A 19,572-nucleotide genomic window follows, 5' to 3' on the forward strand; every position below is an offset into this window, starting at 1 on the left:
CCCGCCACAAAGCGTTGGCGGGTGATACGGGGCTGAACAACGGGTGTTTAAAAACGCAACGTGGCACCGGTGGCGAGCCACTGTTCGCGGTCGTTATTCAGGTGGCGTCCTACCACCAGATCGATATCGACCTTTTTGCCCAGATGCAGACGAGGTCCGGCCTGCCAGCCCTGGTCGCCACCCTGCTGGCCGAAGCGTTCGGCAATCAGCGTCAGGGATTCGGCCAGCGCGTATTCAACGCCTGTGCCCCAGGTCCAGCTACGGCGTTGCTTGCCGTCGTCGTATTCGTGGGTCCAGCCGGTGCTGACGTTCAGACGCAACGACTCGACAGGCTGATACGTCATGGGCAGGGTCAGGTCGGCGCCATCGAAGGAGTGGCGGCGGTTGAGGGCAAAATGCGCGCCTGCGGCAAGGGCCACTTCCAGCCCCAGATCATCATCGCTGAACACCTGCGCCTTGATCTTCGGACTGACTTGGGTCTCCCTGTCGCCATCGTCGTGGCCGTGGGACACCGCGGCGCCGAACTGCACCGAGGGCAGCGCCTTGAACGTGCAGTCCTGGGACAGCTCCGTTTCATGGTTCGACTGTTGGTGGCGTTGGCTTTTGTACCAGACGTCGACGTTGCATTCGCCGGGGGCGTTGATCGAACCGTCGTCGACCACATAGGGGCCGCCGGCGGCGTGGGCTTTGGAAGACAGTGTCAGCAGAAGGGAGACGCCAACGGCCACACCGACAAACACCAGGTTTTGCCGCATGACCCCGCGTTTGTGGGGAGACAGATCTTGAAGAAAAGCAGTGAATGAAACGGCCTCAACGGCCTGCGCAGTGATTTTCGAGTGGGCGGTGCGGCAAGGTGTGTAGTTTGGCATGATCGACCTTGAATACTTGTTCACGCAAATGCTCCTCATGCCTATAACGAGGAGGGTTTGCGACGGCTAAGGTTAATGTCTTCAACAATAAGGCAGTGCTCAGGTGTTGAGAGTTACAACTAGGTTCTTCGGTCATCTTCGACGCTCCTGATCTTTCATTAATGGCCATAACGAGGCACGATCACCCAACTTGGCCGGACGGAATTCATTTCAATTTGTGACAAGTTTATTTCATCCAAAAACATCCACCACCGGCATCACACCTGCCTAGAAACCCATACAGGCCAACACCAACAGTGCTTATCATCAAGAAACAAGTTACACACACTGATACACATTACGAAACATCAGCACACTTGTTTCTGATAGCCGCGCGCACGAACAAACACTATTCAAGTGCTTGACCAGCGATATCTTCCAAACTAAATAATCGTTCTTCGGATGCGCCGAAGTATATCCACCGAGTTACTGACTTGTCCGCACTCAACAGAGAACACGCACTGTTTTCTGAATGATGTTCAGGTAGCCGACAGAAATAATAAGTGAACTTATTAGTTACCGCAGTCGAAAGCGAAGCCCCCCTCCTGTTGCCAGGAGAGGGGCTTTATTGTTTGCGCAAGGCCCGTGACACAGTCACTGGCCTGCCCCGGTTTAGCGGGTGTTCTCGTCGATACCGGCTTGCAGCACCTGGGTCTCGTAATGGCCACCGGCACTCAGTGGGCCGAGGTTGAACTTGCGATCCTTGGCCGTGGCGGCGTCAGGCGTTTGGGTGAGTTCGTCCTTGGCGCCGGTCGCCAGGTTGATCGCTGACTTGGACAGGTTGAGGCCAACATCGGCCCGGTAGTAGCTGCCGCTGAGGCTAGTACTGGTGACCCTGGAACCGCCCAGATCCACCGAACCTTCCTTGGCAGAAATCCGCGCACCGGTCAGTTGTGTTTCCCCGCCTACCCGAAGGTCGACGCCTTGGCTGCCGCTGATGCTGGACGCCTGGGTAACGTTGTTCTTGCTGGTGTGGCTGACGTCCAGGTACAGCGTCGGGGTGTATGAGGTTTCACCGCTCTTGTCGCCGAACAGCGCGCTTTGGGTCGCGTCGGCGACCTTGCTGCCGGCGGTGTCTTTCTCGTTGAGCGAGTAACTGCCGCTGCGGGTCAGTGAGTCCTTGGCCGAGGCCAGGCCTTCAACGCTTTTGTCGACCGCGGTTTCCAGCTTGTCGCGCTGGCTGTCGAAAGCTTCCTGGGCTTTGCCCTCAACCTTGTCCTTGAGCGGGCCGGTAGTCTTGGCCAGTTTGCCGACGGCGCCTGGCTGGTTCTTCTCCGCGTTCAAACGCAGGTCGATACCAACCTTGACGCTGCTCTCATGGTCTTGACGGCTTTCGACCGTGAGATCACCGCCAACCTGGCCGCTGACCTGTTTGGCATCGATCCGGGCACCGGCCAACCGGGTGTCGCTAGCGCTGTTCAGCACCACGCTGTCAGCCTGGATGTGGCTGTTTTTCTGGGTAGTGCTGTTGCGGTTGTCGACGTCGATTTTCGCCCGCGCGTCGAAGCCGTGGCCGCTCTTGGCAACGTCCTGATCGTTGGTCGCCGACGGCGTCGACTTGCTCGCGTTTCCACCGGCGCCGAGGGTCAGCCCCCAGTTGTTGATGGCCTGAGTCGATTGCGCCGACTCCTGATAGATCCCGCCTCGTTGTGCATCAAGGGTCACGCTCGGTGCGCTGACCTGAGTGCCTTGCAAGTGGATCGCGTCAGCAGCGCTGGAACCGCTGCTCAGCGAGACCGGGCCCTGACTGTTCAGGCTGCCACCCTTCAGGATTTGGCTGTTTTCGCCCACCCGACCGATGTTGAAATTGGCGCTCAGGTTGCCATTCAAGCCGCTGCTTTGCTCGGTGCTGCTTTTACCGCCCCCAACATTGAGACCGCCACCCAGATTGCTGCCAGTGGCGCTATGAGTATCCGTCGCAGCTTGCAGATTGAGCTTGCCGCCGGCGTTCAACGAGATGTCAGCCGCCTTGTTCACCACCGTGCCGATGGTGGTGCCTTGCAGCACTTGATCACCACCGCTGCTCAGTTGCACCGGACCTTTGCCCTGAATGCTCGCAACCCGGGCCTGGCTGTCTTCAGTCTGGTTGGCCTTGTGATCGAGTTGGAAACCGGCGCCCAGATTGACGTTGCTGCCTTCGGCGCCCGGGTTGGTGCCGACCGTCAGCGAGCCATCGCCACGCAGGCTGGAAGTGCTGCTGCTCTGATGGTCGTTGGCCTGATTCAGCGCCAGATCGCCGCCGCTCTTGATCGCCACACCGCCCTGCCCGCCGTTGAATTGACTGCCTTGGTACTGGCCGTCACCGCGCAGATCGATCTTCACGCCCTGATTCCCGGCATAGCCGCCGACCACCGCTTTGGAGCTGGTCTCGGAAGTCTGGCGGCTACCGCCCGCCCCGCTGCCGCGCACGTTCACGTCTTCGCCGGTGGTGGTGTAGACGCGAACGCCCACCTTGGCATCCACCGATTGATCGCTGCTGCTGTGAGTGTTGGCGGCCGCCGTCGCGACCTGCCTGTCAGCCTTGATCGTCAGCCCGCCATCGGTTGCACGGTACTGGCTGCCCTGATCCTTCAATTCACCGGCCACCCGAACATCAACCGCCCCGCCCTTGAACTGACTGACCACAGCGGTGCTGTTTTGCTCGGTGCGGCTGTTGTTCGAATGACCGACCTCGACGTCGATGCCGACATTCGGCTGCGTGAGGTTATCCAGCAAACCCGGTTGCTGAACCTTGCTCTGGGCCACACCTTCGATGGCTTTGGCGATGGGACGGGCAATGCCTTTGTACTCGACGTTGGCACCGACATCGGCCGACCAGTTGTTCTCCTTGTGGGAACTGCTGTCGGCGTTGTTGGCAGCCTGATTGTCAACCTGCCCGGCCGTGACCTGAAGCGTCGAGCCAGCGGCAACCTGTGCACCCTGGGTGGTCAGCGTGCCGTTGCCGGCGTTGATCTGCAGCTTGCCGCTGCTCTCGACACCCGTGGTGCGAGCAGTAGTTTTGGCGCTGCTGTCCTGACTGCTGCTGTGGGCGAAATCGACACCGCTACCGGCGCGGTCCAGACCACCGGTGTAGTAGAAGCCGCCGCCATTGCTAGTGGTATCCGTGGTGCTGGAGGTGCTGTCGTGTTCGGCCAACAGCGCAACGTTCTGCCCGCTGAGGCTGACGTCCCCAGCACTGGCTTTGACGTTGGCGCCTTTGAGCGTCAGGTCGCCGCCCGCCGTCAGTTCGACGTTGGCGCCAGTCAGGCTCGAGCCCTGCTGACGGGTTTCATTGGCGGTGGTGGTTTGTTGTTTGTCTTCATAGTGAATGCCGGCGCGGTACTGGCCGGCACCTGGCGCATTCTCTTTGGCATAGACGTCGAAACCACGGTTCTGGCTCGAGGTGTTACTGTCGGAAGTGTTCTGCGCCGAGCTGACCGTCAGCTTGCCCGTCGCGTCCGCACTGAGCGATCCACCGGCCGAGACAGTGGCGCCGACCACGTCGATGTCCTTGGCGCTCTTGAGCGCAAGGTTACTGTCGGAACTCAGCTGGCTGCTGACAGTGGTGCTGCCCTTGAGGTTCTGGCGGCTTTCATCCTTGGCGATGCCAAAGAATTTACTGTCCTTGTCATGGCTGTTGCTGTGGGAGGTGTTCTGCACGCCATCGATGGTCAACGAGCCTTTGTCGCTGATGACGCTGGCCTCGGTCCGGCCACGCACCTGGCTGCCGCTGATGCGCACATCGTCGGCCTTGACGATCAATTTGCCGTCGGCATTGATCTTGCTGCCCTGATTCAGGGTCTTGCCCTGATCGGCATCACCGGTCTTGCCGAAGAACCCGCCACCGACCAGATCTCCCGAGTACCCGTTCTTGCTGCTGCTTTGCGTACGGCTGGCGCTGCCGATCTCAAGCTGTTTGCCAGCCAGTTGAATGTCACCCTTGCTGCTCAGTTCCGCGCCTTGCGAGGACAACAACTCGCCGCTGCTGATCGCAATGTTCTTGCCGGCCTTCAACTGGCTGGTGACGCTGCGTTGCTCCTCGCTGCGGTCGTCCCAATCGGCTTTCCACAGGTGCTTGCGGTGCTTGCCCTGATCGGTCTGGGTACGGGTTTCGGTGGCTGCCGTCAGGCGCAGATCAGCACCGCTGTCGACCTTCAGGGTTTCGCCGGCCTCGACCTTGGCGGCCTTGAGTTCGGTGCTGGCGCCGGACGAGAGTTCGGCATTGCGACTGGCCACGACCTGGCTGCCATGCTGGCGTGAGTCGCTGTCGGTCTGGGTCCGCTCGTAGGTTTCCCACGTGATGCCGATGGTGTTGTTGTTCCAGTTCTCGCGTTTCTCCTGAAGCTTGCGCGCTTCAACGCTGCTCAGCGTGAGGTTGCGCCCGGCGTCGAGTTTGACGTTGCGGCCACTGACATCCGCCGCCGCCAACGTCAGGTCCTTGTCACTGCGCAACGCGACATCACCCTGGCTGCTGCGTACCGCGCTGCGGGTGACGTCGAGGCTGTTGGGCAGTGCCTGGCCGCTGATCTGCAAGTCACCGGCGGATTGAATCTTCACGCCGTCACGGCCTTCAACCTGGACCGGACCGACTCGCACACCCGCGCCTTCGGCGGTGCTGACAATGTTGATGCGCCCGGCCTGCATGGCACCGAACAGGCTGGCATCGATGCGTGAATCCTGAGTGGTGCCGGCCGGGTCGACGTTGCGCACCTGACCGCTCGCGTAATCCAGCTGATTGCGGCCGACCGTCACGCTCAACTGGTCGCGCGCATCGATGCGGCCCTGGCTGTCGATGCGCGGGGCGATCAGGTTGATGCCGCCTTCGCGGTTCGTCAGGCCCTGGCCCTGGATCTGCAATTGGCCGGTGGCGTCACGGGTGTTGAGCCCCTGCAATTTGCCGTCGTTCAGCTCGGGACGACCGACCACCAGGTTGGCATTCGGGGTGTTGATGAAGCTGCCGCCATTGACCGAAATACCGTTAGGGTTGGCCAGCACGTAGTTGGCCGAGCGCCCGAAAATCTCCTGCGCGCCATTGAGGGCCGAGGCGTTACGGCTGATCACTTCGTTGAGGATCACGCTCGCCGCCTGCCCCTGGAACTGCGGGTTGGCAGCCAATTGCCCGGCGAGTTGCGACTGCCCGGCTTGCAGGGCGTTGTTCAACACCAGCCCCTGACGGTCGACGTTGTAGTCGAGAAACTGGTTATGCGACAGACCGGCGCCATTGGGTGCAACGATATTGACGATCGGCACACCGGCCTGATTTTGCAGTTGCGGGGTGCCGCCCGGACCGGGTGCGACCGTCAAGCCACCGGCCAGCGCCTGAGGTAGTTGGGCAACGAAGAGCAGGCTGGCAATCGCCCAACGCAGTTTGCCCCGAGGGGAAAGGTGAAACGCGAACTTTTCTATCGGCATGAGAACCTCTCAATAAATGGGCTGAATCCAGTTGCGCGTTGGGGGGTACGCCGCTGCTGTCGCGCTCAGATGCCGCGGCTGTTTCAGGCTGTCGGGGATGGCGGTTTTCATATCTGCAGGCCCAGGCGCATCAGCCAGGCCTCGGGTTCATTCCCAAAACCTTTGGGTGTGTTGAGGCTGCGTTGGTAGTCGATGTCGACTTGCAGGTTTTTCCAGCTCAGGTTGAGCCCGACACTGGCACCGCTCAGCCGTTGGCCTTCAGCGCCGTGATCGGCCTTGAGCCAACCGTTGTCCAGCCCCAGACGCGGGGTTATTCGCACCGGCAGGCCGCTGTTTAGCGGCAAGCGCAAGGTGTTGCGCCAGATCGCTCCGGTGGCGCCGGATGCACTGTTTTCCCGGTAGCCGCGAACAGCGGAATCGTCGGTGCCCAGCAGTTGTTCGATGGCCGGCAGCGGGTCGGGGCTGTATTGCAGCGAGAGTTGGCTTTGCCATTGCCAGGCTTGCCCGGCGAACTGGCCATTGCGCCACTGGCTGAGGTTCGCGCGGTATTTGCGAAACTGCGCTTTCGGCAGGTTGCTGTTCTGGCGCTGGGCATCGTCGTCGACGCCCCACCACCGCAGCCCCTGGGCATAGTTGATATCGAGGTTCCACACCGCGCTGTTGAGCCAGAACAGGTTCAACCCGGCTTCGGCCACGGTCAGCGTCGGGCTCTGAATGCCGAGGCGAATGTTTTCCAGATAGCTGTCGACGTCCTTGTGCGCCAGTTGCAGGCTGGCACTGAGCTGATGCCCCTGATCACGCCACAACACGCGGTCGGCGCGCAGGCTGAGCTGGTCGGTCAGCCCGCGGCTGTACAACGTGGTGCTGCTGAGTTTGAACGGCGCGCGGTACTCGGCATGGCTGACGAACAGGCTGTAGGTCCAGTAACCGTAAGGAATGGCGTAATACAGGCTGGCGTTACGGCTGTAACGCGGGCCGTGGTTGAGGGTGTCGCTGAGATTGATGCTGAGCAGATCATTGAGCTGCAACGGGCTGTCCAGACTCAGGCTCAAGGTGTCGCGATCACGCCCGGTGCTCGCGCTGCCGAGGTTGTCCAGGCCCATTCCCAAGGCCCAGCGCGAGGCGGCGCTGCTGCGCGAACGCAAAATGATCCGCGAGGCGCCGGGTTGGCTGCCGGGGGCGATGTCGGCCGTCAGATCGAGTGAGCGCAAGCGGTTCAACTGATCCAGGCCCTGCTCCAGATCGCGCAGGTTCAGCGGCTTGCCGAGCATGCCGGGAAAGGCCCCGCCCAGTGCGACCGGCAAGCTCTGATCCTGCAGTTCGATGGACTCGACGTAACCTTCATCGACCCGGATATCCAGCGACTGGCCGGCCGCCGGAGCGCTGACCAGGTACGGCCGACTGGCGATGTAACCGGCATCCACATACAAGCGGGTGATGGTCGCCAGCAGATGGTTGATCTGGCCGACACCCATGCACGAAGCGATCTGCGGCTTGAGTTGCTCATTCAGTTCACGGCTGCTCAACAGCGTGACGCCGCCAATACGCGTCCCGCTCAAGGGCCAGCAACGTTCATCGGCAGTAACCTGCGCGGGCAACGCCGGAGTACTTGGCGCCGGTCCAAAGCTGCTGCGTTCCAATTGGCGGCGCCGCTGTTCCAGTTGCAGTTGTTGCAGGTCGCGTTGTTGCTGCTGTTGCTGACGCAGCCCTTCCTGGCCGAGTGCCGAGGGTTCTGCGGCCTGGAGCGGAGCGATGCTCAGGCTCAGCAGCGCGGCCAACAAACGTGGAAAGAATGGGGTGGAAAAACGCGGAACAACGGAAAGCGAAAACGGCACTCAACATCCTTGCATTCGATTAACTGGCCTAATGCCACGCTATCAATTGGCGTGATAGTCAAACCCTGACTACACAAATGCAAGACGTTGCCTACGTCGTATTTAATAATTAAACATCACTACAGTTTTTGCCGATCGGGTCGTACCGGCTCGCACGCCCGCTCAAAAACACCGCCTATCAAAAGCGTCCACCCAGGATGATCGGCAACCGACGAGCGGCCGGAAAAATCAATTGTCAGAAAATATTACCTGCGTCATATTACGTCCGTAATAACGACTGATATCCCATAGGGGATTGCCATGACCAGCCTGAATACCGTTGATCCTTCCCTTGCCGTGCAACCTGCGCGCACTCCTTTGCTCAAGCGCTTACTGCTCGCTGTTGCGGGCCTCATTGCTCTGGCGTTGATCGCCCTCTACGGTTCGCACTGGTGGACCAGCGGCCGCTTCATCGAAGAAACCGACGACGCCTACATCGGTGGCGATGTGACGGTGATCGGGCCGAAAGTCGCCGGTTATGTCGAAGAAGTGCTGGTGACCGACAACCAACGCGTCAAGGCTGGCGACCTGCTGGTACGCCTCGATTCACGCGACTATCGCGCCAGCCTGGCCAAGGCTGAAGGCGCCGTTGCGGCAGAGGAAGCGCTGCTGGCCAACCTCGATGCCACGGAGCAATTGCAGCATGCGGTGATCGGCCAGGCGCGCGCCGGGATTGATGCCGCCGGCGCGGAAACCGCCCGCTCGCGGGATGACAATGCCCGCTACAAAAAACTGGTCGGCAGTAATGCGGTGTCGGTGGAAAGTGCACAACGCGCCGATGCCACCTTCAAGACAGCTCAAGCGCAGAGTGCCCGGGCACAAGCCGAATTGCTCGCAACCCAACGGCAGCTGGACGTGATCGCCACTCGCAAGCAACAGGCCAAAGCGGCGTTGATGCAGGCACGCGCCGAACGTGATCTGGCGCAACTGAACCTCGGTTACACCGAACTGCGCGCACCGGTCGACGGTGTTATCGGCAACCGCCGGGCGCGGGTTGGCGCCTATGCCCAGGCCGGCTCGCAATTGCTCTCGGTGGTGCCCGCCAGCGGACTGTGGGTCGATGCCAACTTCAAGGAAGATCAACTGGCGCACATGGTGCCGGGGCAGCGCGTGAGCATTCATGCCGACGTGCTCTCGGGCCGCGAATTCCACGGTCATCTGGACAGCCTGGCGCCGGCCACTGGCGCGCAGTTCAGCGTGCTGCCACCAGAAAACGCCACCGGCAACTTCACCAAAATCGTCCAGCGGGTGCCGGTGCGGATCCTCCTCGATCCGGCCGACGGCGTACTCGGCCAATTGCGTCCGGGGCTGTCGGTGACCGCGTCGGTTGATACCAAAACCGCGCCCAAGGAAACCACCGTAGCCATAGCCCAGGCCAGCGCACCATGAGCCGCGCCCTCACCGCCCAGGCTCAACCGTTCAATGCCGCGAGCATGGCAACGGCGACCAAGGTGTTTGCCTTCGCCACGATGTGTATCGGCATGTTCATTGCGCTGCTGGATATCCAGATTGTTTCGGCCTCGCTGCGTGACATCGGCGGCGGGCTCTCGGCCGGTACCGACGAAACCGCTTGGGTGCAGACCAGCTACCTGATCGCTGAAATCATCGTGATTCCACTGTCAGGATGGTTGTCGCGGGTGTTTTCCACCCGTTGGCTGTTCTGCGCTTCGGCCGTCGGTTTCACCCTGGCCAGCCTGCTCTGCGGCGCGGCCTGGAACATCCAGAGCATGATCGCCTTCCGCGCGCTACAAGGATTTCTCGGCGGCTCGATGATCCCGCTGGTGTTCACCACCGCGTTCTTTTTCTTCAGCGGCAAACAACGGGTGATCGCCGCCGCGACCATTGGCGCGGTGGCCTCATTGGCGCCGACTCTGGGGCCAGTGATTGGCGGCTGGATCACCGACGTGTCGTCCTGGCACTGGCTGTTCTACATCAACCTGGTGCCGGGGATTTTCGTTGCCGTCGCGGTGCCGATGCTGGTGAAAATCGACCAGCCGGAATTGTCCCTGCTCAAGGGGGCGGATTACCTGAGCATGGTGTTCATGGCGCTGTTTCTCGGGTGCCTGGAATACACCCTGGAGGAAGGTCCGCGCTGGAACTGGTTCAGCGATCAGACGATTCTGACCACCGCGTGGATTTCCGGGCTGGCGGGCTTGGCGTTCATCGGTCGGAGCTTGCACGTGGCCCACCCGATCGTTGATCTGCGGGCGCTGAAAGACCGCAACTTTGCCCTCGGCTGCTTCTTTTCATTCGTCACCGGGATCGGCCTGTTCGCGACCATTTACCTGACGCCGTTGTTTCTTGGTCGGGTTCGCGGTTATGGGGCACTGGACATTGGTCTGGCGGTGTTTTCCACCGGGGTGTTCCAGATCATGGCGATTCCGCTGTATGCCTTTCTGGCCAACCGCGTCGACTTGCGCTGGATCATGATGACCGGCCTTGGGCTGTTCGCGTTATCGATGTGGGATTTCAGCCCGATCACCCATGACTGGGGCGCCAGGGAGTTGATACTGCCGCAAGCCTTGCGCGGGATTGCCCAGCAATTGGCGGTGCCGCCTGCGGTCACGCTGACCTTGGGCGGGTTGGCCCCGGCACGGCTGAAGCATGCGTCGGGGTTGTTCAATCTGATGCGCAACCTCGGTGGGGCGATCGGCATCGCTGCCTGCGCAACAATCCTCAATGACCGCACCAACCTGCACTTCACACGACTGGCCGAGCACCTGAACAGCAGCAATGAAGCCATGAACCAGTGGCTGTCACAGGTCGGCAGCAACTTCGCCGCACTGGGTCAGAGCGGCGACGCGGGCGTGACGGCCAGCCTGCACCAACTGTGGCTGCTGACCTACCGCGAAGCCCAGACGCAAACCTATGGCGACGCGTTCCTGACGATCATGGTCTGCTTCATCATCGCCACACTGATGGTGCCGTTGATGCGCAAGGTGCAACCGCCGGCTGCGCCATCAGCAGACGCCCATTAATCCTGGATCAGGCCTGCGGCATTTTGCGGAAACCCACCGCCAGTCGGTTCCAGGCGTTGATGGTGGTAATCGCCACGGTGAGGTCGACCATTTCCTTGGGCGTGAATTGCGCGGCGACCATTTCGTAGTCTTCGTCCGGGGCGTGGGTCAGGCTGAGCTGAGTCAGGGATTCGGTCCAGGCCAGGGCCGCACGCTCGCGGTCGCTGAAGAACGGGGCTTCGCGCCAGGCGGTCACGGCGAACAGGCGACGTGGGGTTTCACCATCCTTGATCGCATCGGCGGTGTGCATGTCGATGCAAAAGGCACAGCCGTTGATTTGCGAAGCACGCAGTTTGACCAGTTCGATCAGGGTCTTTTCCAGCGGCAGCTTGGAGACCGCGGTTTCCAGCGCGATCATGGCTTTGAGGGCATCGGGTGAAGCGGTGTAGAAATCGACACGAGATTGCATGGTCAGCTCCGTAGCAAGTGGGAATGCGCCATACGGTAGCGCTGTCGGCGATTGGCACAAATAGCCAATTGTTCAGAAGTCGAGGTAGCCAATGACCGGCCTGCCCGTCCTTTGGCGCGACCGTTTCTCCGGCCGAGTTGGCGGTGAATCGAGCACTGGATCACCTCGATCCACCGGAGTAACAGTAACCGTAGCAGCTGCCGAGCCCGCGAGGCTGCGTTCGAGGACGCAGTCCTCAAACCCTGCGTACGCGGTTTGCCTGAAAGAGCGTGTTGCCTGATTTTACGACTGCTTCGCAGCCGAACGCAGCCTCGCGAACTCGGCAGCTGCTACGGAGCGCGTGTAGCGGCTTAACGGGTCGGTAGACCCGGAACAATACAAAAAACCCACCTCTGTTTCATAAGGCTTCGTAACGGGCTACGTCCGACTACGCAACCACTGCAAGAAGCCCTTCTTCTCCACCACTTTCGGCACTTCCTGTGTCAGGGTTTGCGCAGTGTGCAAGCGGAAATCCAGCAGTGTCTGCATCGCTTCGTTGATGTCGTGGCGGGCGTCGAGACAGGGTTTGAGGTATTCCTTTTCGATCCGGTACAGGGTGCAGAAGGTCTTGGCCGAAAAGTCCGCCGGTACCGATTTATCCGAGAGAATCCCGGCCTCGCCGATCACCTCGCCCGGCCCCATGCGCCCGGCTTCGAACTTTTTGCCGCCACGGCTCAAGGCCACTGACACCACCCCGGATTCGATGATGAACAGGTGATCGCTGACCTCGCCGGCAGGCAGGATCATTTCCCCAGGGCGGAAGGTAATGAGCGTCATGTTCTGGCTGAAGGTGTCTTTCTCCTCCGAACGCAAGGTCGAGAAAATACTCGAGCTTTCGAGCAACGCCCTTGGCCGCGAAAGGTCCGGCGGTGTTGTGGTTTCTGCGGTCGACAACAGGCTCACGCCCGATGCGCGCAGATGCCGGAACGCCAGATCGAACAGCAGATTGCGCACTTCGCGCTTTTGCCCCATGGACGATACAAATCCGATGATCTCGTACTCCACGCCGCTGGCGCTGGAGTTTTTCAAGGAGACGCTCGGCGCCGGTTTGCTGAGCAGTTGCCGGCAACCCTGCATCGCCCGCTCCAGCGCTTCGATCACCGTGTGCGGGCGCGCATGGGGGCTCAGTTGCAGGCTGATGGTAATGCCGAAAATGTCGCTGGGCCGGCTGAAGTTGATGATCTTGGCCTTGGCTGCCAACGAGTTCGGAATCACCGCCATGCTGCCCTGTGAGGTTTGCAGCCGCGTGGCCCGCCAGTCGATGTCGGTGACCCGGCCTTCGGTGCCGTCGATGGAGATCCAGTCATCCAGTTGATAGGGTTTGGTGGTGTTGAGCACGATGCCGGAAAACACATCGCTGAGGGTGCTCTGCAATGCCAGGCCGACGATGATCGCCAGGGCACCGGAAGTCGCCAGCACACCTTTGACCGGCAAATCGAGCACATACGCCAGGGCGGCAATGATCGCGATCAGGAAAATCACCGCGCCGAGCAAATCCTGCAACAACCGGCCGGTATGTCCGACCCGTTGCATCATCACAGTGCCGAGCAATACCGTCAGGGTTCGCGCGCCGAACAGCCACCAACCGATCTGCAATCCGGTCGCGGCCAGGTGCAACGGCACATTCTCCGGCCAGGGCGCCACCTCCATCGGGTTCATGCCTTCATTGAACAGCACGGCACTGAACAACGAAAAAATCATCACCCGCATCGCCAGTTTCCAGTGACTGACACTGACCAACCGCCACAGCAGGATGTCGACCAGAATCAACGCCAAGGCGCAGAACATCGGGTGATCGGTGAGAAGTGACAACATCAAGCAGCTCCAGCAAGGCCAATGGCGTGAAGATCGCACAGATTGGGCACAGTGTAGGAGTGTTTGATTGCGAGGTGAACGCAACCTGCACCACACCACAAAACCAATGTGGGAGCGAGCTTGCTCGCGATGACGGTAGAACAGACACCGATGCAGTGACTGTCAGACCGCTATCGCGAGCAAGCTCGCTCCCACAGGTGGTGAGTGGCGCATGCAGAATCCGTGTACGCCACTCACCATCGCTTGAGCGCAAGGCTCCCTGGATTCGTGATTTTCAGTAAAGAGTGCTTTGCCGATACAGCGGTTTTTCTCAAGGATGCAGACCGGGATACTCGCGGCCATTCCTGTCACAACCCTTGGAGTCACACATGTCTGTTCCAGCTTTCGGCCTCGGTACGTTTCGCTTGCAAGGCCAGGTGGCCATCGATTCGGTGAGCACCGGCCTTGAACTCGGTTACCGGGTGATCGATACCGCGCAAATCTATGACAACGAAGCCGATGTCGGCCAGGCCATCGCCGCCAGCGGTATTGCTCGCGAAGAACTGTTCATCACCAGCAAGATCTGGATCGCCAATTTCGCCAAAGACCAACTGATCGCCAGCCTGAAAGACAGCCTGCGCAAATTGAAAACCGATTACCTCGACCTGACGCTGATTCACTGGCCGTCCCCGGAAAACCAGGTGCCGGTGCACGAATTCATGGGCGCCCTGCTGGAAGCCAAAGCCCTGGGCCTGACCCGACAGATCGGCGTGTCGAACTTCACCGTCGACCTCATGCAGCAAGCCATCGACGCGGTCGGTGCAGACAACATCGCGACCAATCAGATCGAGCTGCACCCTTACCTGCAAAACCGCACAGTGGTCGAGTTCGCCCAGAGCCAGGGTATTCAGATCACCTCCTACATGACCCTGGCCTACGGCGAAGTCCTGAAGGACCCGATCATCCAGCAGATCGCCGAGCGGCATCAGGCAACCCCGGCGCAAGTCACGCTGGCCTGGGCCATGCAGCAGGGTTACGCGGTGATCCCGTCTTCGACCCAACGGGCCAACCTCGACAGCAACCTGGCGGCCCGCAAGCTGACGCTGAGTGCAGCAGACATGGCGCTGATCGCCGGACTGGAACGCGGCCAACGCCTGACCAGCCCGAAAGGTATCGCTCCCGACTGGGATTGAGCAGCACCGCTCAGCGTTGCTCCAGGTGCAGAGCCAAACGTTCCATGGCGTCTTGCAAGGCCTGCACCGCCTGGCTCAGGAGATTGTTGTCGCGCTCGCCGCAGGCAGCTTCCAGCTGTTCGCAACAGTGGACCAGGCGCCGGGCCTTGACCATTTGCGCGCCGCCCTTGATCCGATGGGCCAGCTCCCGCAAGCCCATGCGGTCACGCTTGCAGTAAAAGCCCTGTAAGCGTGCCAGGTCCTTGGCGTTACTGGCGGCCAGCTCAGTCAATAATTTATTGATCAGGCTGCGGTCAGGGCCGGCCAGTTGTTCAAGGCTGCTCAGGTCGATTTCGGCAGCGCTGGTCGGCAGCGTTTCGAGCGGTTGTCGCGTGTTCGTGTCCGGTATCACCCCGGCCAGGCGAGCACTCAGGTCCTTCAGGCCGATGGGCTTGAACAGGCAATCGTCCATCCCGGCTTCCATGCAACGGATCTTTTCTTCGGGCTGGGCATTGGCGGTGAAACCGAGGATCAGGCAAGGCATGTCCCCATTGGCCCGCTCCTCGTCACGAATCGCCATGGCCAACTCGTAACCGCTGAGATTCGGCATGTTGCAATCGGTGATCACCACGTCGAACGTATGTTCACGCCAGCATTCGAGCCCCTGCTCACCGTCTTTGGCGTCACACACATGGTGCCCCAGATGGCTCAATTGCTGTAACAGCAGCAGGAGATTGGCCGGGTAGTCATCAACCACCAGAATGTTCAACGAATGCCCTTGCTCCGGCGGCGCGGTCTCGACCGTCGGCGGCTCGGCCAGCGGCTGCAACGCCAGCACATCAAGGCTGACTTCAACCTGAGTACCAGTGCCCAGCACGCTGCTCAAGTGCAATTGGCCGCCCATCATCTGACACAGCGAGCGACTGATGACCAGGCCCAGACCTGAACCACTGCGGCCATCCTGCGGGCTATTGCCGGCCTGCACAAACGGACTGAACAATCGCTGCAGGTCGAATTCGCTGATGCCAATCCCGCTGTCCTTGATACACAGGTTAACCGCCAGGTTCCCGTGAACGACAGCGGGCTCTACTTTCAGCGTCAGGCTGATCTGTCCGGTGCGGGTGAACTTGATCGCGTTACTCAGCAGGTTGGAAACGATTTGCTTGAAACGCATTGGATCGATCAACACATCGCGGTTACTACCGGCGCCCAGTTCGACCTGCCAAAGCAGGTTCTTTTGCCGCGCCAGACCTTCGAACACCTTGCTTACCGATTCGACTAGGGCCCGCAAATTCGCGCGCTCCGGAGTGAGGGACAAATGTCCCGATTCGATCCGCGAAATATCCAGAATGTCGCCAATCAGCTCCAGCAACTGCTGCGCTGCGTTCGATGCCACCTCAATCGAAAACTGGTCAGTGACGCCCTCCTCGGCACGCTTCTTCGCCAGCTCAAGCATACCGATCACTGCATTCATCGGCGTACGGATCTCATGACTCATGGTTGCCAGGAAGGTCGTCTTGGCCCGGTTGGCATCGTCTGCCGCGTCCCGGGCTTGCTGCACCTGTAGCAGTAATTGCTGACGCTTGCGGATCAGGCTGCGCTGGTAGGCAATCCAGCCCAGTGCCAACAGCAACAACAGTCCTGCGGCCAAAAAACCCTGAAGGATGGGGGTGCGGTAACGCGACCAGTAGCTGTCATCCACCAGCAGTTCATTGCGCCAGCGGCTGGCCAACTCGTCCATTTCTTCCGGGGGAATGCTTAGCAGGGCTTTATTGAGGATTGAGTAGAGCTCAAGGGCTCCACGGTGGGTCGCGAAGCTGATGTGTGCCGGTTCAGTGCCAACGGTACTGGTCACTTGAAGCAAGTCGCGGTAGTGCCGGGCAATCATGTACCGCGCACTGATCAACGAGTTCAAGGCTGCATCGGCCGCCCCGCTGGCCACCATTGCCATCGCCTGGGCGGGGCTTTCTACCTCGACGAAGCGCACACCCGGTGCATTGACCCGAATGAATTCGTGCAAAGCGTTACCGCGGACAATTGCCAGGCGTTTACCCTGCAAATCGTCCAGAGTTTTGGGGGCTCCGGCGCCCTTGGCACTGACCAGCACAAAAGGGTTGATCAGATAAGGTCGAGTAAAACGCAGCTCTGTCTGGCGTTCGATGCTGGGTGTCATGACCGCCAACAGGTCGACTTCGCCACGTTTGAGCTGATTGAGTTGCTCGCTCAACGATTCGCTGTGCAGCGGTTCGAATCTTAACCCGGTGAGCAGGCTGATTCTGTCTAGGACCTCGGCGCTGAGACCACTGAACCGGCCTTCCTTGTCATAAAACGAAAGTGGCTCAAAGTTGCCGATAACACCGACCCTGGCACGCGGATGCTGGTCCAGCCAACGTTGTTCGCTGGCGCTCAACTGCACGCGTTGCGGATTGCTGAAACTGCTGCCGGAGTTCCAGCGACGCAGGATGGTCATGCGCTCCTGCTCTGRAATCACCGCCAGAGCAGCATTGATGATGCGTTGCAAACGGGTGTTCTCGGCGCTCATGGAGAACCCGAATGCATTGACTTCCATTCTGGAAAATTGCGCCAACTGCACATTATTCAGGTAATTGTTGTTGATCAGGTAACGAGCACTGATGGAGTCGCCGAGGTAGGCATCCGCCTGCCGAAAGGCCACTGCGCCAATGGCGCTCAATGTCGAGGGATAGAGTGTTAACCGGGCTTCGGGGTAAATTGCCTGGACAGCCTCGGGCCGCAGGTAGTGATCTAGCATGGCTACCCGCAATCCTGAAAGGTCCGCTGTCAGCCTTGCGCTGTCGCCAACCTTCGCAACCAGAACGGGAGCATCTTCTGCATAGGCATTCGACATCAGAAGCTGCCGATCAGCCGCCTCAAAGTTGTTGGAGGTCCCCAGCAGATCAACCTCTCCCTGCTTCAATGCGTTAATGACAGCCTCGCGAGACTCGTAACGCGTCACCTCAACCTTGATGCGTAGCAATTGCGCGAGCAGGTCTGCAAAATCAGCCGTGATGCCCTCAAAATCGTAGTCGTTGATTTTGCTCTCGAACGGCGGGTAATCCGGCGCCGAAGCGCCCAATCGCAAGCGGCCCCTATCCCGTAACCAGCGCCAGTCGGCCGGTGCCAGTTCGACGCGGTAACCCTCAACGGTCGAGCGTCCCAGTAGATGCAAGGGTTCGGGGTCTTGTGCAAAGGTGTCCGCCGCGTACCACGGACTGAGCAACGTCAGTGCAACCAGCCATACACGCAGGCGCATGTGCATTCAGACCAGATGATTGCGTTTGGCGAATTCTCTCAAGTGAACCAGAGACTGCACATTGAGTTTTGCGATCAAACGGGTTTTGTAGGTACTGATGGTCTTGTGGCTGAGGTTCATGACTTCAGCGATTTCCTTGTTGCTAAAGCCAAGAGCCAAATATCGAAAGATGGTCAGCTCGCGGTTGGAGAGTTTCTCGATCATCTGCAGTTCGTTGAGTTGCCGTGAGTCCTGGCTCACTAAACTGGTGTTCAAACGAGGGAAATAGGTGTAACTGGACTTCACCGCCTGAACGGCTTTACGCAGTTCTTGCAGGTCATTGGTTTTCGAGACGAAACCCTGGGCCCCTGCCCTCATGCAGCGATCGACATAAAACCTCGGCTCATAGGAAGTGAAGACCACCACCCGCGAAGGTGACTGATCGCGCTGTAGACGATCCAGTAATTCCAACCCGCTAAGCTTGGGAATTTTCAGATCCAGCACCACCACATCAGGTTGCTTGCCCAGGATCTTTTGCAGAGCCTCAACACCATCGGATGACTCCAGAATGGTCTGGAACATCACCCTGTCGTTGGAATCCTTGAGGGTCCCAAGCAACATTTTGACGGCGGCCACAACAACCGGGTGATCGTCCACGATCAGCGCTGAACTCATGGCAACTCCTGTAGAAACGCCCAAAAACCCGGTGTGCCACCCATGGTATTTGCCAAGTGCTGACACAACGGCTGCGCAACGACTGTTGCACGAGAAGCGGGGCGAAACTACCTGTCAAAGTTGACAGTTCAGACCAACGGTCATGTGGCTCAGGCGCGTAAACCGCCCTGCTGTCGGGCGTGTCCACGCAGGGAACCGTGAGCCGGCATATCGACGCGACTCATCAACCCCTCGAGGGTTTCCTGGTCCGGTACGCGAGACTGGCTGATCCGGACGTTGTGCTGCTGGACAGCGAACAACGCGGGCAGTCCGGCTTTCTGGGCATCGTAGATCAATGTATGACAGATCTGCTGGTTGTCCTGGCAGAACGCAACCAGGTCCAGGCCGGTCCCGGTACACAAGGTTGCATTGATGATGACCAGGTCAAACGGCTCACAGCCGTATTCGACAACGCTGAGCAGCTCTACAAGGGAGTGCACGGGGGCAATTCGGTAGTAACCGAGCTGATTCAGCTTGCGCTCGATTTTCATGCGATGAAAATGCTGCTCATCGGCGATCAGGATACGTAACGCTTTATTCGGCATGGTTGATTGACCCTACAATGACGGTGCGGCTGTTTACGCCCACCCTTATCAAGAGCGCCTGAGACTAAGGGCAATGCCGCGGGGTTTCTGTAGGACCTTTCTGAAAGAAACAGTTCCCTCTACTTTTAATTTTTTTGTTGTGACGCCGATGACACCTGCGGGGAAATGTCCCAAGGCAGGCGTTATTCGGTCGTGCTCGGGCTCCAGAACGCCTGTTGCACCAAGGGTGAGAGGGAAATTCATGCCACGAGCGCATCCAGTTTGGCTTCGAGCAACGCAAACACAGCCTTTTGCCTTGAGCGCTGGGCGATGACGTAAACGATGTTCGCGACCTCGGCCGAGATCACGTCCAGTGGCTGGCGGTTGATGTTGTCGATGGCTTGCATAAGTTCATTCCTGAATCTTCATTTCCATTTGAAAAGATCGCAGCCTGCGGCAGCGCCTATGTGGGGTTGCGAT

Annotated in this window: 11 protein-coding genes and 1 pseudogene; 3 read left to right on the forward strand and 9 right to left on the reverse strand. The window is 59.7% G+C overall.

Annotation, left to right across the window (positions count from 1 at the left end):
- Positions 1 to 47: 47 nt before the first annotated feature.
- From AC1DIG_RS17265 to AC1DIG_RS17275, 3 genes are all read right to left on the reverse strand, one after another.
- Positions 48 to 869: a hypothetical protein gene (locus tag AC1DIG_RS17265; RefSeq protein ID WP_477768453.1), complete on the reverse strand. Its 822-nt coding sequence runs from the start codon at positions 867 to 869 to the stop codon at positions 48 to 50.
- 651 nt (positions 870 to 1,520) lie between these two features.
- The gene (locus AC1DIG_RS17270; protein ID WP_477768274.1) at positions 1,521 to 6,299 is read right to left on the reverse strand and encodes a hemagglutinin repeat-containing protein; all 4,779 of its coding nucleotides are present in this window, start codon (positions 6,297 to 6,299) and stop codon (positions 1,521 to 1,523) included.
- Positions 6,300 to 6,406: 107 nt separating this feature from the next.
- Positions 6,407 to 8,134 carry a ShlB/FhaC/HecB family hemolysin secretion/activation protein gene (locus AC1DIG_RS17275; protein WP_477768275.1) on the reverse strand — a complete coding sequence of 576 codons (1,728 nt, stop codon included), beginning with the start codon at positions 8,132 to 8,134 and terminating at the stop codon, positions 6,407 to 6,409.
- Between the two features lie 300 nt (positions 8,135 to 8,434).
- Between AC1DIG_RS17275 and AC1DIG_RS17280 the strand changes: the two genes are divergently transcribed.
- On the forward strand, positions 8,435 to 9,562 hold the full coding sequence (locus AC1DIG_RS17280) for an HlyD family secretion protein (RefSeq protein WP_477768276.1): 1,128 nt from the start codon (positions 8,435 to 8,437) through the stop codon (positions 9,560 to 9,562).
- Complete coding sequence (locus AC1DIG_RS17285) at positions 9,559 to 11,151, forward strand: DHA2 family efflux MFS transporter permease subunit (protein WP_477768277.1); 1,593 nt, start codon at positions 9,559 to 9,561, stop codon at positions 11,149 to 11,151. The genes AC1DIG_RS17280 and AC1DIG_RS17285 overlap by 4 nt, the downstream gene beginning before the upstream one ends.
- 7 nt (positions 11,152 to 11,158) lie before the next feature.
- On the opposite strand, the gene AC1DIG_RS17290 is transcribed toward AC1DIG_RS17285, so the two are convergent.
- Both AC1DIG_RS17290 and AC1DIG_RS17295 read right to left on the reverse strand, forming a co-directional pair.
- Positions 11,159 to 11,599, reverse strand: a complete 441-nt coding sequence (locus tag AC1DIG_RS17290) for a carboxymuconolactone decarboxylase family protein (protein ID WP_477768278.1) — start codon at positions 11,597 to 11,599, stop codon at positions 11,159 to 11,161.
- A 417-nt stretch (positions 11,600 to 12,016) separates the two neighbouring features.
- Positions 12,017 to 13,453: a mechanosensitive ion channel domain-containing protein gene (locus tag AC1DIG_RS17295; RefSeq protein WP_477768279.1), complete on the reverse strand. Its 1,437-nt coding sequence runs from the start codon at positions 13,451 to 13,453 to the stop codon at positions 12,017 to 12,019.
- Between the two features lie 368 nt (positions 13,454 to 13,821).
- Here AC1DIG_RS17295 and dkgB point away from each other — a divergent pair, with 368 nt between their 5' ends.
- Positions 13,822 to 14,625, forward strand: a complete 804-nt coding sequence (gene dkgB / locus AC1DIG_RS17300; protein ID WP_477768280.1) for a 2,5-didehydrogluconate reductase DkgB — start codon at positions 13,822 to 13,824, stop codon at positions 14,623 to 14,625.
- 10 nt (positions 14,626 to 14,635) lie between these two features.
- On the opposite strand, the gene AC1DIG_RS17305 is transcribed toward dkgB, so the two are convergent.
- The 4 genes and pseudogenes from AC1DIG_RS17305 to AC1DIG_RS17320 form a co-directional block, all read right to left on the reverse strand.
- Positions 14,636 to 17,881 (reverse strand): transporter substrate-binding domain-containing protein, encoded by a 3,246-nt coding sequence (locus AC1DIG_RS17305; protein WP_477768281.1) that lies wholly within the window; start codon positions 17,879 to 17,881, stop codon positions 14,636 to 14,638.
- The gene (locus tag AC1DIG_RS17310) at positions 17,882 to 18,529 is read right to left on the reverse strand and encodes a response regulator (protein WP_477768282.1); all 648 of its coding nucleotides are present in this window, start codon (positions 18,527 to 18,529) and stop codon (positions 17,882 to 17,884) included.
- A 149-nt stretch (positions 18,530 to 18,678) separates the two neighbouring features.
- The gene (locus AC1DIG_RS17315) at positions 18,679 to 19,113 is read right to left on the reverse strand and encodes a response regulator (protein ID WP_477768283.1); all 435 of its coding nucleotides are present in this window, start codon (positions 19,111 to 19,113) and stop codon (positions 18,679 to 18,681) included.
- A gap of 239 nt (positions 19,114 to 19,352) precedes the next feature.
- Positions 19,353 to 19,502: pseudogene (locus tag AC1DIG_RS17320) on the reverse strand (MgtC/SapB family protein); the annotation flags it as partial.
- Between the last annotated feature and the right edge of the window lie 70 nt (positions 19,503 to 19,572).

Source organism: Pseudomonas sp. 05N431, from assembly GCF_056397005.1.

Coding starts and splice junctions, on each gene's coding strand:
- AC1DIG_RS17310 (WP_477768282.1), bottom strand. CDS start 18,529: ATGAGTTCAGCGCTGATCGTGGACGATCACCCGGTTGTTGTGGCCGCC.
- AC1DIG_RS17280 (WP_477768276.1), top strand. CDS start 8,435: ATGACCAGCCTGAATACCGTTGATCCTTCCCTTGCCGTGCAACCTGCG.
- dkgB (WP_477768280.1), top strand. CDS start 13,822: ATGTCTGTTCCAGCTTTCGGCCTCGGTACGTTTCGCTTGCAAGGCCAG.
- AC1DIG_RS17295 (WP_477768279.1), bottom strand. CDS start 13,453: ATGTTGTCACTTCTCACCGATCACCCGATGTTCTGCGCCTTGGCGTTG.
- AC1DIG_RS17290 (WP_477768278.1), bottom strand. CDS start 11,599: ATGCAATCTCGTGTCGATTTCTACACCGCTTCACCCGATGCCCTCAAA.
- AC1DIG_RS17285 (WP_477768277.1), top strand. CDS start 9,559: ATGAGCCGCGCCCTCACCGCCCAGGCTCAACCGTTCAATGCCGCGAGC.
- AC1DIG_RS17270 (WP_477768274.1), bottom strand. CDS start 6,299: ATGCCGATAGAAAAGTTCGCGTTTCACCTTTCCCCTCGGGGCAAACTG.
- AC1DIG_RS17315 (WP_477768283.1), bottom strand. CDS start 19,113: ATGCCGAATAAAGCGTTACGTATCCTGATCGCCGATGAGCAGCATTTT.
- AC1DIG_RS17265 (WP_477768453.1), bottom strand. CDS start 869: ATGCCAAACTACACACCTTGCCGCACCGCCCACTCGAAAATCACTGCG.